Here is a 17,457-nt window from a genome sequence, read left to right on the forward strand (position 1 = left end):
AAATGAAAATTATATTAAATTTTAGGTTTAATAATTACTAGATAGCATATTGTAAACTTTTGAATTTCGAATAATTCAATTTTTTGATCTGTTAGTTTTAAATTAAAATAATCAAATTCAAACAAATCAAAAAGCATGAATCAGATTAATTTTCAGATTCATGCCTTAGATACAGCTTTATAGTTTATGTTTTTTTGTTAAGATTTTACATTTTTTTCAATGTTATTTTCTCTTAAAGTACAATTTCCCTTTTTGTTGGTGAAACTAAAATTTCTTTATTTTTCACATCATATAATCCACTTGGAGTTAATCGAATAAATGGTAAATGGGTTGCAGAAAAGAATAATAATGTAAAAGCAGGATCGTCGTATTTATATCCTTTTTCTTTTAGCAATTCAATCATCTTTTTCTCAATTTGGATTAAACTGTCCATTTCTAATTCTGACATGCTACCTTTTAAAGTTAAAGATATTTCGTGAACAATTTTGTTCTCTTCAACTAGTACCATGCCACCACCTATTTCTTTCATTCTTTCAAAAGCTTTCAACATATCTGACTTTCTTTTGCCTAAGATTAAAATGTCTCCAGTACCAGAATAAGAACTTGCAAATCCACCCATGTGTTGAGCAAATCCTTTCACTAACGAGTTTAATCTCCAAGAACCATCTCTTCCAACCATTAAAAGAAAACATTCATCATGCTCGTATGATAATTCTTCACATTCTAGATCAATCATACTTTCATATGGTTTTGTAATAACATTATTTATCAAGTTTATACCATATGAATTTGATAGGTTCAGATCCTCTTTATGTAAAGTCCACTTTAAATCTAGTTTAGAAAATTGATATTTCTCCCAATCGATCGGTGAATATTGATTGATAAGGTTCCCGTCTTTCTTGATCCATTTACCTTTTGCTAAAACACTTTTAGGTGTTGGGTTTTCTTTACTTTCTAGTAAATTAATATTTGCAATTCTTCCCGTGGCGATTGAACCATGTAAATGTTCCAGATGATAATAGCAAGCTACATTAAAACTAGCCATATTATATGCTTCAATCAATGGTATTTCGTGACGGATTGCTATTTTTATTAATTCATCAGTCATTCCTTTTTCATAAAAATAAGGATGTGAACCGTCAGTCGTAAAGAAAAAACGATCAAATTTTTGAATGCCGAGTTCTTTAATTTCCTTTAAAAGCACTTCTAAATCGGGTCGTATCGAAGAATGTCTTAATGAAACCATATAGCCTTGCATTAAGCGCGAAAGTACTTCGTTTCCTGTCATTGCTTCATGATCACAATCTGCACCTAATAACATTAATTTAGCTAAAGTGCGTTCTGAAGCTCCAGGAAAATGCCCTTCCACTTTCTTATTTAGCTTCTTCGTCTCCTGTATCCAAGTAAGCATTTGGTTGTCACCATTTAATAGCTTTGGCCACGCAGTTAGTTCTCCACCTTGTAAAACTAAATCATTTTCAAGCCATGACATAACATCTTTTGTATTGAATAACTTATCATTATTCGGAAATTCAGTTTGTGCATCGAAACGACACCACCAATACATGCTTGATGGGATATTTTTAAAATCATTTAATAATTCAAAAGCAGCATGACTAGGCAATTCTAAGAAGAATTTTAGATTATCGTTTATTAATGTTGTAGTACCGAATTGTCCAGCATGTTTTGCTAAAGTAAGAGGATTATAGAGTTGATAAGGATGAGCATGAGGTTCAATATAACCTGGCACTAAGTATTGCCCTTCACAATCAACCACTTCAATTTCATTCAAGTTTTCCGGAAGAACCTCTCCAACATAAACAATCCGATCTTGATAAACCCAAATATTTGCATGTAACCATTGATTCAAATATGAATTTAAATACGTTGCATTTTTTAAAATGATATGCGGATTAATTACTCCATCAAGAACGCTTACTTGGTTTCTAATTTGTTCATTACTCCATCTATAATTTTTCATCATTTCACCCCTATTTTGTTAAAAAACTAACTGAACAAGAATCATATAAACTATCGTACCTCCCGCAATCGACAGAAGCATCATTCTCTTCCATAAATGGAGAATCGCAACAACAAATACTGACATGAACTCTGGAATACCGTGCGTATGAGAAAGTATATTTACATTTTTAAAGCAATAGATGACCAATAGTCCAATTACCGCAGACGGTAGGACTTTACCTAGATACTGAATATACTTCGGTGTAGCTTTCCCAGGTGGAAAAATGATAAATGGAAGAAATCTTGTAAGCATAGTACCTAAAACAACCATTGATACTGTGATAATTTGCTGTGTTATATTCATCGTCATACTGATACCTCGACTTTCTTAGATGGTTTTCTTCTAAGTACACTAAGTGTAACAAGAATTGAAAGCATCGCAGGAATAATAAAGTGATCCCCACCAAAAATAATTAAACAAATAGTTGAAAGACCAACCCCTGTTATTGCACTTATGTGTTTTGTCTCTTTTTTCCACTGTTCAATGAATATAACAACAAAAAGGGCAGTCATGACGAATTCAAGCCCTTTAGTATTGAATTTTACAAGTGAACCAAAAATTCCTCCAATTGATGCACCAATTACCCAATACAAATGATTAAGGAATGTAACAAAAAACATAAACCATCTCTTATCCACGCTATCTGGGATATCGGCAGTATAATTTATCGAAAAAGTCTCATCACATAATCCGAAAATTAGATAGATTTTTTTCTTTCCAGTGCCTTTATATTTATCTAACATTGAGATTCCATAAAACAAATGTCGCGCGTTCACCATTAAAGTTAGTAACAGTGCGTTAATTGGATTGAAACCCATAAGTAATAAGTTTGCTGCAATAAATTCCATCGATCCAGCAAAAATTGTTAGCCCCATCAGAATAGGATAAATGGCACTAAATCCTAAAGAGTTCATAAAAATCCCATATGCTATACCTAAAAATAAAAATCCTGCAAAAATGGGTATTGTGTGCGGAAAAGCAAAGCGAAATGCCATCCAAAGTTTGTTTCCCTTTTTCATAGTTTCACATCCTGTATCGTTAAATTTATTATAATTTAACATAGAGAATCCATACAAAAAACGAAATAATTGTATGGATTACAATTTTCTAAAAATTAAATCAAGTATAGTTTAAAGGATGTTTACCACTTTCTATTCAATTAGGAATCTATTTTTAATTTTTTGATTTCCATACAAAAATGATATAATTGTATGGAATTAAACAGTAGAGGTGGAAACTATGCCAGTAAATTCATTTGAAAATTACCCAATGTCTTGGAAACCAGACAAAAAGACTTTAAAGCGTCCTTTTTATAATTCCATTGCCCTACAACTTGAACAAGATATTATCAATGGTTTTTTAGCACCTGGTACAAAGTTACCACCGCAGCGAGAATTAGCCGATTTTCTTGACCTAAATTTTACGACAATCACTCGCGCCTACAAAATATGTGAAATAAAAGGTTTAATCTATGCGATTACAGGTAGTGGAACTTTTGTCGCTCCAAATGCAGCTCATTCAATCACGATTTCAACAGATAAAACAGCCAATAGTATTGATCTTGGCTTTGTGGCTTCTTTTGAACAAACGAATAGTATTGTGACTGAAGCAATTCAAAAAGTAGTCGGTAAAAGCTATTTAGATCAATTATTAAATTACAACGATCCCACCGGTATCCCACATCAAAAAGCAGCAGCACTAAACTGGATGGAAGCTTTTGGTATTAAAGCAAAACAAGATAATATCGCAATTGCGTCTGGTACTCAAAATGCTTTGGTCCTTGCTTTGGCTAGTTTATTTGAGCCAGGTAATCGAATTGCAACAGATTTTTACACTTTTTCAAATTTTATTGAGTTGGCCAAAACGCTGCACATTCAATTAATCCCTATTCCTTGCGACCAGTATGGAATGTTGCCGGATGAACTTGAAAAGCAATGTAGCCAATTAAATATACATGGCATATTCCTAATGCCTTCTTGTAGTAACCCAACTACTATCATGATTTCTGACTTTCGTAAACTTGAACTAGCTTCTGTAATAAGGAAGCATCGTTTAATTTTAATTGAAGATGATATACATGCATTTATAACTGCAGGAGTAATTTCTGACTATAAACAGCCAATGTATAATCTACTTCCAGAACAAAGCGTATATATTTGTGGTACATCAAAGTCCATCTGTTCTGGATTGAGAGTTGCCTACATGGTTTTTGGAGATGCACTACGTGAAAAAATTTTGAAGGCAATTTTTAATCTTAACGTAAAAACATCATCACTGGATGTGGAAGTAATTACTGAACTGATCTTATCAGGAAAAGCGCATGAAATCGTACAACAAAAGAAACAGTTAGCTGAAACTGTAAACGACATTTATTCATCCTATTTCCCTGTAAATAAGATTGGTCATCCGCTTAGTTTTTACCGTTGGCTTCCAATTCATGGAAATAGTAATGGGGTAAACTTCGAAGCAGATTTGAAAAAACTAGGTGTACGTGTGTTTCATTCTGATCGTTTTCTAAGTGGACAGTCTTCTTCTGAAAAGTATTTACGTATTGCACTTTCTTCTACCCATTCACTAGATGATTTAGATTCTGGATTGAATGTTCTTGCTCAATATCTCGACAAACAGATGAAATAATTGCGATACAACAAATGTATTTGAAAAAAAGGAGCTGAATTACAATCAGCTCCTTTCAGACTATTAATTTATTCTTTTAAATTTAATTAAAACGAGAAGAACTAACCTTTAAGTTATAATCAGTAATCTCAAATCCAAGTTGTTGATAGAGATTCAATGCACTTTGATTATGACCAAAAACGTGTAGGCATACTTCATCTACTCCTAATTCATTAATTTCTTTTATACACATTCTCATCGATTCTTTACCGAATCCCTGACCCCTATATTCTGGATAAATTAGAATTTCATATAAATAAGCATAATTTGGCACTTGTTTTATGTTAATAGAATACCAGATATAACCAATCTTTTCTTCATTTAAAACAATGTTTTTCAAATAGTTATTTTCAGTATTTTCACCTTCTGGCAATAAAGATTGAAAAGCTGCCTTAGATTGTTCTAAAGCTGTTTCTTCTTTCCAACTTCCATTTTTCACCTTATCATTCGCAAAATTCACGGTTGCTATTTCTAGAAACCTCTGAAAATCTTGGTGATTCATAAGTGTCAAATTTAAAGTCAAATTAGATCATCCTTTTCATTCAAGTAATTTTTAAGCTTAAAGTCCCAATTAAGTATTCAATTTTATATCAGAAATATCCTTTTTTGATCGTCAGACTATGAAAATAGGACGGCACTTTTGGCTATCAGATAGTAATTTCCATGAGATTTATCCTAAAGATGGGTGAAATTGAGTAAAAGAAGACTATTCAAATGTTTATTTTCAAATCCATCTGTTCAGATAAAATATGAAAGTAAAAAAGACCCTCAATCTATTAAATACAGGTACGAGTCTTAATACTGTAATTATGAATATTTTAGTTCAATTAAGTCCATTAAACCAAGCGGTCGCTGTAATTTTATTCATTTGTAAGTCTTTTAATTCTATTGTTTTCTAAGAAGTCTGTGCAATTTCTGTGCAATCGAAAAGTAACGCTTTATTATGAAGTAGGTTGAATTGCAAAATTAAACTATCATGTACACCTGCTTCGATTATGGGAAGCGCTAGAAGAAACTTAGTAAAAATAGATATTACGATCTGACACAATTTGAAAAAGGACTGTCTAAATTTTTGACAGTCCTTTTTCGATCTTATTGAAATAATACTAGCGTTAGCTCGATAAGAAAAGCTATGTTTGAACACTGAGAAGTACCTAATCTAATGTAAATTAATTAAGAAATGATGGTAATAAAATCACCTCATTAAACAAAAACGAATACAAATTAATTGTAAAAACAGGGGGAACTCGATCACTAGTTTCATTATATAATAGATTGTTACTGGTATACGATCCCTTGCTACACATTCACCACTTTTTAAAATATAGCACTCTACATAATGATCACAATGAAATCCATGCAAGTTTGTTGTTGTGAATTCAGCCAACTTCGCCTTAAATTATAAACGCCTTATTTTTTTATTATTTCTGTTTTTTCTTGTTTACTTTAGATAATCTTCCTAATGTAAAGGCACCGACCGCTAAGCCAATCATGGTGTTGTTTTTTTTATTAAAGACCTGTTTTGCTACAAGGTTTAAGTTTTGTGGTCTTTCCGCAAGCCGACGCATAAAGTAACCGTACCAGTCCTGTCCAAATGGCACATAAGTGCAGAAATTGCAGCCTTCACTTGCTAGTTTCAATTGAAGGTCTTTTCTGAAGCCGTACAGCATTTGGATTTCAAATTTATCGTTCGGAATATTATTTCTTTTTACAAAATCTTTAACATGTTGGATAATTTTGTGGTCATGTGTTGCAATAGAAGTGAATTTTCCATTTAACAAGTGCCATTCTATCAACTTAATAAAGTTTTTATCAATATCTTTCTTGTCTTGGTACGCATATTCCTCAGGCTCTTTATATGCACCTTTTACAATACGAAGGCGAAAATCTTTATACTTTTCGAGATTTTCTTGTGATTGATAGAAGTATGCCTGAATAACGGTTCCTACATTATCATACTCCAAAGAAAGCTCATCTAAAAGATCAAACGAAGGCTTTAAGTGTCCATAATCTTCCATATCAATATTAACAAAAATCCCATATTGATGAGCCTGGTGAACAATTTCTTTTAAATTACTCAAACAAAAAGAGTACTCAATGTCCAAGCCCAATTGAGTCGGTTTTAACGAGATATGTGCATCTACTTTATTCTTATGAATGGCTTCGATGACTTTCAGAATTTGTTCTCTAGCCTGGATTGCTTCTTCCTTTTTAAAGACAAATTCCCCTAAGTTATCAACCGTACATGAGATCTCATGTTTATTTAGCTCTTTAATGCTTTTAATTACTTCTTCAATATTTGTACCAGCTACAACACTTTGCGCCCCCATTTTTAAACCATACTTTTTAGCGGCACTGTTAAGAAATTGGTTTTGTGATAAGGCCATAAAAAAATCTTTCAATATCATATTGATTCCTCCCATATTTTCCTGCTACCTAAATCTAGTTTGCTTTTTCCGGCAAATCTTTGCTAGCTTTTGAAACAACCCCAACCACTTCATTTTTATTAGCAGGGTTAAATGATGTGATTTTGTGATCCGTTATAATTTTTTCCCCGCCAATGGTTAGGGGATATTCTTTCCCAAGCTGTGAGTTTACAAGATCTAATGCTTGATTAAAAGCATTTATATTCTCCTCTTTTGAAAAGTCTGTAAAAGGTTCGTGTTTATAAGATAGCATGTTTTTACCCCCTCAAATTCTTTGTTGCTTTATTTAAATGCAATTTTTGTGCCAACTTAAAAAACTACTTTATACTTGATTTTTCGAAAATTGTGTAAACTATACATTTACAAAAGTGTAAATGGAGTGTAAAATATAAACACTTTTGTAAACCATTAAACAGTGATAAGGTGATTGGTTATGTTAAAAGAAAAAGTTTCACTTCTGTCCATTTCCCTTCCTTTAGATGAGGAGATTCATACAGAAAAAATAAAACAATTCTCTGTCGACACCTTGCTCTCAGAGGTTGAAGAAATAGTTCTAGACCAAGATATTGTTCTTGTTGATGAAGCTGGAAGGCAAGTGCGCAGGGTCCCTTTTACTACATTAATAAATGCTATTTTTCAAGAGTGGCAAAAGCTTTCAGGTGTTTATCAGACGCTTCTGCGTGCCGTAGATAATGCCATTACAATAGTAGACAACGATGGAAAAGTTGTTGCATGGAATCCTAAGGCAGAAGATTTGTACAAAACTTCTGCTGAAGAAATGATCGGCTCTAAAATTACAAATCGCTTTAAAGAGGATTCAGTAGTTTTAATGTCCACAATGAAGGAAGGAAAAGGGGTTATTCGGCATTATAACCAGCCGCAGGAAGATGTCCATGTATTAATTAACACCTTACCAATATTCATCAGGAATAAGGTGGTAGGTGGGATTTCCGTTGAAAGTGATATTACAGAAATTGTAAAACTAAATAATGAACTTACAACTACTACTGCGTATATTCAAGATTTGGAAAATCAGATTGGGAACAAGGATATTATCGATCCCTTCCACAAAATAAAGGGAAGAAGCCAAGCGATAAAAACTTCCATCTCTTTGTCCAAGAAAGTCGCCCATACAGATGCAACCGTCGTGATTACTGGTGAGAGCGGTGTTGGTAAAGAGTTGTTTGCACAGGCTATTCACAAAGCAAGTCCCCGTTCAAAAGGGCCATTTGTTGATCTTAACTGCGGGGCCATTCCCTCGGCGCTTTTTGAAAGTGAATTATTTGGTTATGAAAAAGGTGCATTTACTGGGGCAATAAAAGAAGGGAAGCTAGGAAAAATAGGGACAGCAAAGGGTGGAACATTATTTCTCGATGAAATTGGGGAAATGCCATTAGAGCTTCAAGTAAAGTTGCTGCGTGTCTTGCAGGAGAAACAATACTATCGAGTTGGCGGAAACCAACCTATTCCAATAGATGTACGAATTCTTTCAGCAACTAACCGGGATTTGGAGAAAATGGTGGAAGAAGGTTTATTTCGTGAAGATTTATATTATCGGTTAAATGTGGTTACGATTCCTATCCCGCCCCTCAGAGACAGAAAGGAAGACCTACCCGAACTTGTCCAATTATTTTTAAAAGAGTTTTCCATCAAATACCGGAAGCCGGTTCCAGTCATTTCTCCGGAAGTGATGGTAACATTCATGCATTTTCCTTGGAACGGCAATATCAGGCAGCTAAGAAATATAATTGAGCGAGTAATGATATTTACAGATGATAATATAATCAAATCTGAACAATTGCCAAATGAATTTTTTAAAAGACACACAAATTCTCAATCGCCTATTCTCGGAGAAGCAGAACTACACGAAGGGGATGAAAAGTCACTAATAATACATGCCCTAAAAGTAACATATGGAAATAAATCAGCTGCTGCAAAAATGCTTGGTGTTTCCAGGGTGACACTTTATAACAAAATGAAGAAATATGGGCAGTTATAATGAGATGTAATTTTTAACAAAAAAAGTGATCGCGCAATAAAAATTTAGCGATCACTTTTTTCAAATAACATCTATTTTCTAGGAAAGGTATTTAGCTCCTTAATTGGGGGAGTACCAGTGGTTGTCACCACCCGCAGTAAGGCAATCCAAATCTCAATGTCTCCACCAGTATTTGATCCCTTAACTGCGACTCTTGCACTGAATTTGTAGCACCATTGATACCGCTTCTAAAATCAAATTACTTATATTAATCCACTTAATAAAAAAAGGTTAAGTCCCAATAACGAAGGGAACTTAACCTCTAATCTCAACTATTTGATACTTTATATCTTAGACTTTACTTAAAATTAACACTACCTCTAAAACCATACACATTTCATAAATAATTTATTTTCTTTAAACTCTATAGTAATACTACCATTCGTTTTTTCCATTAACTTTTAGCAATTGGCTAACCAAGGTCTGTGCCTTTTCCTGTTCGAGTATGTTCAGCCAGCTTTATAAAAACGATCAATCATACGTTATTTATGTGTAATTCATCAACTACACAGACTGACTATGACCTGTCGAAATTTCCATTTCCACATTGTTTTTTGATTTCCATAATATAAAGAGTGAACAAATTACAAACAATATACAAAGTAAATAAACATTACGATAACCTGCTAATTGTGCAAATAGACCTCCGCCTAAATTTCCTACTAAACTTCCGATCGTTGAGCAATTCGCATAAATTGAAGCAGAAAATCCCGGTGAATTTGGTAGTAGGTCGTTAAAATAGCTTATACCATTACCCATTACGATAGCAATGTAAGTTGCCTGTAGTAACTGTGCAACGATTAACTCCCATGTATGAGTTGAAATGCTTAAGGTTAAGTAATAGAGTAATCCAATTAAGCAGCCGTAGATCATCAATGCATGATTGGAGATTTTTTTAGAAAGTACTCCCAACACAAGCATGATTGGAATTTCTAAACCTGCACATAAACTTACGACTAATCCAACATCTGTATTAGTACCATGTAACACATTGACGATAAAAAGAGGTGTGTTGATCCAATTTATCGAACTAACTGCAAATAATAAGATAAAAGCTATAAATGGTAATCTAAGTTGTTTTCGTTTAGCGGCTGTGACTTTTGTCTTGTTTTTCTTTTTTATATTGTTCTGAACTGGCTTTCTCTTTTCTAAAAAGAAGAATACTAGAAGTGTAATCAATACATAAATGCTAGATGTTCCCCAAAAAAGTCCATGATAACCTTTTGCCCTTAAAATTAAAGTACCTATTAATGGTCCAATTAAAAAACCTAAAGAAACAAGTGAACGTAAAGTTGATAATGCTAAAGTCTTGTCTTTCGTTAAACTTGCATTTGCCGATTCCTGTGCGGATGCAAAAATTTGTGGCATAGCCGCTGCACCTAATCCATTAAATAAAGCAACAAAAACTAATAATAAATAGTAGTTATGAAATAGTAAATAGGATGCATAACCTATTGCAGATGAAATCATCGCAATCAGAATAATCCATTTTCTGTCAATCCCTCGATCAGAACGTTCAGCAATAAATGTATTAACTAAAACACCACTTAATGAAATCACTGCCATGAAGATACCAAATGCTCCAGAGCTCATCCCTATATATTTTGTTGAATACAGTGATAAATAAGGAGTTGTGATTGAAAGTCCGATCCCTACAAATAACAAACAGATGACAAATAAACTATACCCCTTAATGGCAAATAGATCTTTTATCCGTCTAACCAAATTTTATTCCCCCTTACCTTTCTATATTTTAATCGATTGGTTTAAATAGACAAATAAAAACAACCTTGGATAATGTTATATACTCACACATTTAACCAAGGAAAATATTGCATATTTAGATGTATTTAGATTTCTTTACTATTATAGTACATTAGACTCTTTAAAAATATATTTTTGAAATGCATATGCAACACCATTTTCATCATTACTTAATGTAACAACATCACTTGAGAGCTTTACTTCTTCTTCAGCATTCCCCATTGCTATAGATAATCCGGCTATATTTAACATCGGTAGATCATTTTTTTCATCTCCAATAGCTACTGTATTTTCTATTGGAATATTAAAATATGAGGCCATTGCTTTTAAACCATACCCTTTATTTCCATTTATATGTGTAACCTCAAGATTAAAAGGTGAGGCACTTGTAACAAAAGTCTCATCTATGGATCTTAATTTTTTATCAAGTCTCTCCATTTGTTTTGGTTCAAGGGTTAAAATAAGAAACTTTTGGACTGTCAAATCCTCATTATCAATTATTTCATGAACTTTGTTAAAAAACGAATGCCCATATACACTTGGAGGTGTAGTAAACATTTTGAAGTGTCTGTTTGAAAAGTATTCTTTAGGAACACGCCCAGATGAAACAACTTGTTCAAATCGTTTATGCCAATTACTTGGGGCATATATTCCCTTGTTTGTAGAAATATTGTACGGCAAGTCTTCTCTCTCAACTTCTAAGGCAATTTTTTGCACTTGAGGTCTTCCTATCGAATTTAGTTCAATTAATTTACCATTCACATATAATGCGGTTCCGTTATGGCCTCCAACTGGACAATTTAAGCCATACTTTGAAAGTTCATCATTAACTGAACTTGGTGAACGCCCGGATAAAATCATCACGATATGCCCTGCTGCCTGAGCTTTTTTAATCGAATTTAATGTTTCTACACTTAATATTTTATTAGTGTTGAGTGTTGTACCATCAAGGTCTAATGCAATTAGTTTCATAAGTATCTCTCCCTTAAGGGTTTTAAAATTAATTCCTCATCGATGAAATGATAATATTATAGTTTTGAAGATATGTTTGATATACTTAATTATGCATTAAAATAAGCAGAGTTCGTTAACACATTCCTCCTCAATGATTGCCTAATCCTCTCACAATTACATATCCTATGAAAAATTTTTTAAATTTAAAGTAAGGAGGACTATATGTCTGAAATTAACGTTTCTTATCTAAGCGAACTAATCCAAATTATTGATCGCAATACTAGTCATGAAGGTGTTAACGAGACCTCAATTAACTCATTATTTTTCATTCGGGAGTCTACGATTACTGATCCTAAATACAGGGTCTATAAGCCGTCGCTATGTATAGTTGTTTCTGGTAAAAAGGAATTATTACTAGGTAATGAAAGTTTTAAATATGGACCTGGAAATTATTTAGTAGCATCCGTTGATTTACCAGTTACAGGCCAAGTTATTGAAGCTACTCCAAGCGCTCTATATCTAGCTTTAAAACTTGAATTTAATCCAGGTCAAATCTTGGAAATTTTAACTGATACTAAAATTCCCACTAATTCAAAGGAAATTGCTAAACGAGCGATTTTTGTTAACGAGTTAGAAGGTTCAATTTTAGATGCAGTGATTAGATTGGCCCGTTTAACGGAATCACCTGAAGATATCCCATTTCTTGCACCTATTTTTACAAAAGAAATTCTCTATAGAGTATTGCGTGGACAGAATGGGAATATATTGCAACAAATAGCCATCGAAGGTAGCACAACTAATCGAATTAATGAAGTTATTGAACAAATTAAAGCGAATTTTTATAAGTCTTTACGAATTGATGAGCTTGCAGAAATCGCAAATATGAGCGTTTCTTCCTTACATAGACATTTTAAAGACGTAACTGCAATGAGTCCCCTACAATTTCAGAAGCACTTAAGGTTGCAGGAAGCGCGACTTTTATTACTGTCTGAATCTTCAGATGCACAAGAAGTAGCATTCCGAGTAGGGTATGAGAGTCCATCCCAGTTCAGTAGGGAATATTCTCGATTATTTGGTTTTCCGCCAAAAGAAGATCTTAAACGAATGAGAGCGAAATAACCTAGTTAAAATGGGAAAGCAAAAAACTAAGATTCTATCAATCTTAGTTTTTTTGCATCTTATTTATCTTTTTCCAGTATCTTCTATAATCCGATTCGGTCCCCTTTTTCAAGTCTTTGAATCTGTTGTGAACCGACTTCAGCTAATTCTTGAAATTGTAAAATTGTTTGACGCATTTTTGGCAAAGCTTCTTGTTTAAATGTACTAATCGATTCAAATGCTGATATGACGTTTGTGAATGAGGTTTTTAGTGTTTCAACCGATACCGCTGATTCCATTGCTTGCTTTTGGATTGCAACTCCTTGCTCCTTTAATAATCTAGAAGTACCTTCAATAATTGTATTTGTTGTTTGATTTAAAGCAGTGATTTTTTGTAAAACGATTTTTTGATTATATAGAGCACTTGCTACCGTTACAGCTGTATTCAGTGCGGAAATCGTTACTGTTTTTGCACGTTCAACTCCACGGATTAATTCACGATTATTCCGAATAACAACTTCATATGACATATCTCCTTGGTGATTGACAACTAACATTTGCTGTAGGTCCATGACTCGTTGTCGTAACGGATAAAGAACTTCCTCTGAGATGAATTTAATTTTTTCTTGATCTTCCCCTTCAATTTTTGCTTTTTCAATCTGGTTTTCAATTGACTCATCCATTAATGTTCCAAGTTGGATTTCTTTTTCTAGCGTTTTTGAAAGCATACGAAGTGATAATTGTTCATGCTCTAATGTCGTATTATCATTTTCAAGAATTTTTTTACCCTTATCAAGAGACTTTACAATATCTGCGATTGCAACATCTGCTTTTTCAAATCTTTGAAAATATGAACGAATAGGATTAAATAACTTACCTAAAAAACCCGACTTTGTAAAATTAATTACACTTGGATCTAAATCTTTTAATTGAACTTGGAGCTCTGATAATCCTTTTGCAACTTGCCCTCCTTCGTCTCCACTTTTAGCAAGTTGACCAAGTGAAACCTTTAGAAGAGAATTTTTATTCGAAGAAGATTTCATTGTCTGTAATCCAAATGATTCGATAGATTGAAGAATTTCCTTTCGTTTTTCGTATGTTTCTTTTGAAACAGTGTCTATTTCCATAATCATCGCTACATTTGCATCCGCTGTTGCCTTTAATTTCATTAATTCCTCTGGTACAGGCTTTACTTGCTCTTCTATTACTGCTTTGATTTCCTCTTCATTTACAACTTGCATAGAAAATGACATGCTTAAATCCTCCTACTAATTAAAGTTGAACATTAAAGAGATTACGAATTTTATAGATTACGTCATCTGAATCTGCATTAATATTCGCAGCTTCGTTAATATTGGAAATACTTTCAAGCGCTTTAATATTGGCGTTATAACCAATCGTATAAATTGGAATTTTATATGCTTTTATAATTCCTTTTACATTTTTTAATGAATTCCCGTGATTGGTCTCCCCATCGGTTAGGACAAAAATAAGCGGTCTTACATTTGGATTTTTTTTCATTTCATCTTTCAGCATATTAATTGCTACAAGGATTCCATCGTTTGTTGCTGTATCTCCACTTGCATCGAGGCTAGATACTGCACCAACAAATTTTGACTGTTGATTGGCATCATATTTTGCAATTGGAAGATTGATCGTAACATCAGCAGAGTATGAGATTAAGCCAATACTATTATCTCTTCCTAAATATTTTTGTCCTTTAAGTAATGATTCTTTTAGCTCATTTAATGGTTTGCCATCCATACTACCTGAAACATCGGCTACAAAAACCGCAGCAATTGGATTTGAAGTATTTTTCTTTCCTTTCCAAAGCTTCTGTGCAGCACTTAATGTATCCCCATCGATCGTTTTAAGCTCTGATTTGTAATTGTTTAACCCATTAAACCCATCTTGTTTCGCAAGTGATTGAAGATTATTTTGACCAGTAAATTCAGCAAATTTTTTCAAAATATCCATTTTCTCTTTTGATAAATTCCCTAAAGCATAAAGTGGACTGTCGTGACGCACTCCAAATGGTATAAACTCGTAACTATTTTTTAAATCTGGTGAATTAACAAATGTTTGATATTCTAAGACAAATGCATCCAGCACGCCCGATTCTGCTGCATCACTCATTTGTAGAGTCGTAGATGCAGTGAACGGTACATTTGCTTGAAAGCGTTCAAACCCTCTCACAGCAGTATCGCTTAATACATCTTTTGAATCAAAAGAATTTAAAGTCGTAACTAAAAAATTTAATCCTGTTGAACTAGTAAATGGATCAGTATATCCCATTGATAGTTCATTTTTTGTCATCGCTTCGATAACGGTTTTCGGATCGACTTTACTGTACTTTTTCATTAACTCATTATATTTTGTTTTTGAAATGACAATTCCAGGAACATTCCCAACTAAACGCGAGGATACGGTTTTTGTTTGAATACCGCTTGCTGTGATCATTTGACCCCAAAGTTCATTTGAAGGTGTAAAGGCATCAGGAACATATTTACCAGTTTTAATAAAATCTGTTGCAGTACCAGATGCAATGTTTCTAATTTTTACAGATACTTGCTTACCGTTTAGATTGAATTTTGCATCATTAAACTTATTTGCGACCTCATTTAGCCAACCATTTTTTCCATCACTTGATTTTTCAGTAGATGAAAAAATTTCAACAAAACTTTCAGTCGTATTGTCTACGGATACAGGAAATTTTGAAATATCGGGGAGTTCACTTGCTACATCAGCTGTACTTAAGTCAATTTGACCTTTAATTGGTTTTGCTTTCGAAATATTTATTTTTTCTATCATTTTAGCTAATTGCTGATTTTTATTTTTATCAGTAATTTTCACAACCTTATCCCCTGAAGTCATATTGACTCCAATATAGACAAGAAGAAAAACTACAACGATCACTGCAATAGATGCAAAAAGAAACTTCCTCATTGTTATCATCCTTTCATTCATTGCCTATAATATTTTGTTTGTTGAATTAACGAATCGATTTCTTTCATACATTCCATTTTTTCAATATCATCGATTCCGATTTCATCAAGTCTTGAAATTTCTAAAATTAATTTATCAATATTAACAAGAATCTCTTCATTCATTTCAATTGCTCTTTTTACGAATTTAATGTATTCATTAAAAAGATTTGTTTTCTCTTGAATTAATGACTTTGAGTACCGTAATCCATCTTTCCCCTTTATTTTTTTATATTCAAGTTCATCAAAAGTACTAATCTTGTTTATGATGTTTCTTATTCTTAAATAAAATAATGTTTCAACCTCGTCCACAACAGATGCAAACTTGTTGTATGTAATTTCGGTTGGAGAAAATCGATCTGCTAATAAGTTATAAAATACGCCTTTTTTCTTTTTCATTCGTTCGATTTGCTCAATTGAAGTAATAATATCTTCTTTTAGTACTTTACTATTTTTATACCGACTTAAAGCAAGAACGAAATCTTCATTTGTTTTTAGCTGTTTAATTGGCTTATCTTTAACAGGCTTGAAATATAGTTGAAACATACTAAATAGAAGTACTAACAAATTCGCTATTATGAACGATATCCCAAATGCAGTTTGAAATGCACTCGCATTAATTAATTGGATTCCGATTAAACCTGGAGAAAATACAATCACGTTCAAAATCGTAATGAAAGCGATTAGCCCCACTAATTTTAATCCCTTTATCATCTTTCACTCCTCCGCTATACTCTATTTATGCTCTATTACTCATTTATATTTATCATTCTGATTTTTTAGTTTAATAATTAATGACTTGGCTTAAATTTTTTTACAATTGATTTTTTTATTAAACAAAAAAAAAGACCGCTAAGCAGTCTTTAAGTTTGTACTAAAAGCTTGTTAGACACCCTATCTCTTCATTTTTTCCCAACCTTTTTTTGTCCTAAGAATATGCTAATTGTAGTTTACTTTATTTAACCACCAGTCCAATAGCTAAATTAATCCCCCGACTTTTCGGGGGCATCAGCATTCTCATTTTTTGTAAATATTTGCATTAAGAATGTTCTTACACTTATTAATCTTTTGTTTAATTTGCATATTATCAAAAAAATATACTTCTGTACCTGACCAAATAAATACCCAACATACTATGCTTAATATGCCTCCGATATAGGCGTGACTTTTTTGAAGCTTTAAATATAAGATGCCGATAATAATACCAAAAACAAATAAAATAATTGTCTTTTTAATATTTCTAGCATAAATCCGTTCATCAGTTTTCATGAGGTTAGAAAAAGAGTTTAACGTCGCAGTTTTTAATGAATGTTCATCAAAATTATTTTGACCACCAAATAGTAGCTCTATATTTTTTCTTTTAGCACTATGTAGTTTAGATAATATAAAATCTTCTAAATCAGAGCTTAAGTGTAAATCGTCTTCGCTATAATAACTAGCGTATGGATTATCCGACTCTTTTAAAAAAATATTAATCCTTATTTTATCTTCCAT

The 17,457-nt window shown here is 32.8% G+C and carries 15 protein-coding genes and 1 pseudogene; 3 read left to right on the forward strand and 13 right to left on the reverse strand.

Annotation, left to right across the window (positions count from 1 at the left end; all coding sequences use genetic code 11):
* Positions 1–232: 232 nt before the first annotated feature.
* From COE53_RS10180 to azlC, 3 genes are read right to left on the reverse strand one after another with little or no spacing between them, the layout of a single operon-like run.
* Entirely contained in the window at positions 233–1,981 is a 1,749-nt protein-coding gene (locus COE53_RS10180; RefSeq protein ID WP_483295428.1) for an adenine deaminase C-terminal domain-containing protein, read from the reverse strand.
* A gap of 18 nt (positions 1,982–1,999) precedes the next feature.
* Positions 2,000–2,332: a branched-chain amino acid transporter permease gene (locus COE53_RS10185; protein ID WP_069032216.1), complete on the reverse strand. Its 333-nt coding sequence runs from the start codon at positions 2,330–2,332 to the stop codon at positions 2,000–2,002.
* A complete protein-coding gene (azlC, locus tag COE53_RS10190) occupies positions 2,329–3,042 on the reverse strand; it encodes an azaleucine resistance protein AzlC (RefSeq protein WP_069032215.1) in 714 nt (237 codons plus the stop codon). Before azlC ends, COE53_RS10185 begins: the two co-directional genes overlap by 4 nt.
* Before the next feature lie 220 nt (positions 3,043–3,262).
* Here azlC and COE53_RS10195 point away from each other — a divergent pair, with 220 nt between their 5' ends.
* Entirely contained in the window at positions 3,263–4,660 is a 1,398-nt protein-coding gene (locus COE53_RS10195; protein ID WP_098947989.1) for an aminotransferase-like domain-containing protein, read from the forward strand.
* An 82-nt stretch (positions 4,661–4,742) separates the two neighbouring features.
* Here the strand turns inward: COE53_RS10195 and COE53_RS10200 are convergent, their stop codons facing one another.
* From COE53_RS10200 to COE53_RS10210, 4 genes and pseudogenes are all read right to left on the reverse strand, one after another.
* Complete coding sequence (locus COE53_RS10200) at positions 4,743–5,222, reverse strand: GNAT family N-acetyltransferase (RefSeq protein ID WP_084006718.1); 480 nt, start codon at positions 5,220–5,222, stop codon at positions 4,743–4,745.
* A gap of 672 nt (positions 5,223–5,894) precedes the next feature.
* Positions 5,895–6,086 (reverse strand): nucleotide-binding domain-containing protein, encoded by a 192-nt coding sequence (locus COE53_RS24485; RefSeq protein ID WP_175403434.1) that lies wholly within the window; start codon positions 6,084–6,086, stop codon positions 5,895–5,897.
* A gap of 34 nt (positions 6,087–6,120) precedes the next feature.
* Positions 6,121–7,107 carry a proline dehydrogenase family protein gene (locus tag COE53_RS10205; RefSeq protein WP_069032213.1) on the reverse strand — a complete coding sequence of 329 codons (987 nt, stop codon included), beginning with the start codon at positions 7,105–7,107 and terminating at the stop codon, positions 6,121–6,123.
* 40 nt (positions 7,108–7,147) lie between these two features.
* Positions 7,148–7,378, reverse strand: a pseudogene (locus COE53_RS10210) (L-glutamate gamma-semialdehyde dehydrogenase); the annotation flags it as partial.
* A 180-nt stretch (positions 7,379–7,558) separates the two neighbouring features.
* Here COE53_RS10210 and COE53_RS10215 point away from each other — a divergent pair.
* Positions 7,559–9,124 carry a sigma-54 interaction domain-containing protein gene (locus COE53_RS10215; RefSeq protein WP_069032211.1) on the forward strand — a complete coding sequence of 522 codons (1,566 nt, stop codon included), beginning with the start codon at positions 7,559–7,561 and terminating at the stop codon, positions 9,122–9,124.
* 543 nt (positions 9,125–9,667) lie between these two features.
* Here COE53_RS10215 and COE53_RS10220 read toward each other — a convergent pair.
* Both COE53_RS10220 and COE53_RS10225 read right to left on the reverse strand, forming a co-directional pair.
* Entirely contained in the window at positions 9,668–10,888 is a 1,221-nt protein-coding gene (locus COE53_RS10220) for a sugar efflux transporter (RefSeq protein ID WP_069032210.1), read from the reverse strand.
* A 141-nt stretch (positions 10,889–11,029) separates the two neighbouring features.
* Positions 11,030–11,899: a Cof-type HAD-IIB family hydrolase gene (locus COE53_RS10225; RefSeq protein WP_069032209.1), complete on the reverse strand. Its 870-nt coding sequence runs from the start codon at positions 11,897–11,899 to the stop codon at positions 11,030–11,032.
* A 204-nt stretch (positions 11,900–12,103) separates the two neighbouring features.
* On the opposite strand from COE53_RS10225, the gene COE53_RS10230 reads away from it, so the two are divergent.
* Entirely contained in the window at positions 12,104–13,000 is an 897-nt protein-coding gene (locus COE53_RS10230; protein ID WP_098947990.1) for an AraC family transcriptional regulator, read from the forward strand.
* An 83-nt stretch (positions 13,001–13,083) separates the two neighbouring features.
* On the opposite strand, the gene COE53_RS10235 is transcribed toward COE53_RS10230, so the two are convergent.
* The 4 genes from COE53_RS10235 to COE53_RS10250 all read right to left on the reverse strand — a co-directional run bounded on the left by COE53_RS10235 (position 13,084) and on the right by COE53_RS10250 (position 17,457).
* Positions 13,084–14,232 carry a toxic anion resistance protein gene (locus COE53_RS10235; protein WP_069032207.1) on the reverse strand — a complete coding sequence of 383 codons (1,149 nt, stop codon included), beginning with the start codon at positions 14,230–14,232 and terminating at the stop codon, positions 13,084–13,086.
* A gap of 19 nt (positions 14,233–14,251) precedes the next feature.
* Positions 14,252–15,934, reverse strand: coding sequence for a vWA domain-containing protein (locus tag COE53_RS10240; RefSeq protein WP_091021241.1), 1,683 nt, complete (start codon positions 15,932–15,934; stop codon positions 14,252–14,254).
* Between the two features lie 8 nt (positions 15,935–15,942).
* Entirely contained in the window at positions 15,943–16,677 is a 735-nt protein-coding gene (locus COE53_RS10245; RefSeq protein ID WP_069032205.1) for a hypothetical protein, read from the reverse strand.
* A gap of 303 nt (positions 16,678–16,980) precedes the next feature.
* Positions 16,981–17,457 (reverse strand): hypothetical protein, encoded by a 477-nt coding sequence (locus COE53_RS10250; RefSeq protein WP_069032204.1) that lies wholly within the window; start codon positions 17,455–17,457, stop codon positions 16,981–16,983.

This window comes from Bacillus sp. AFS029533 (assembly GCF_002585125.1).
Classification (GTDB): domain Bacteria; phylum Bacillota; class Bacilli; order Bacillales; family Bacillaceae_G; genus Gottfriedia; species Gottfriedia luciferensis_B.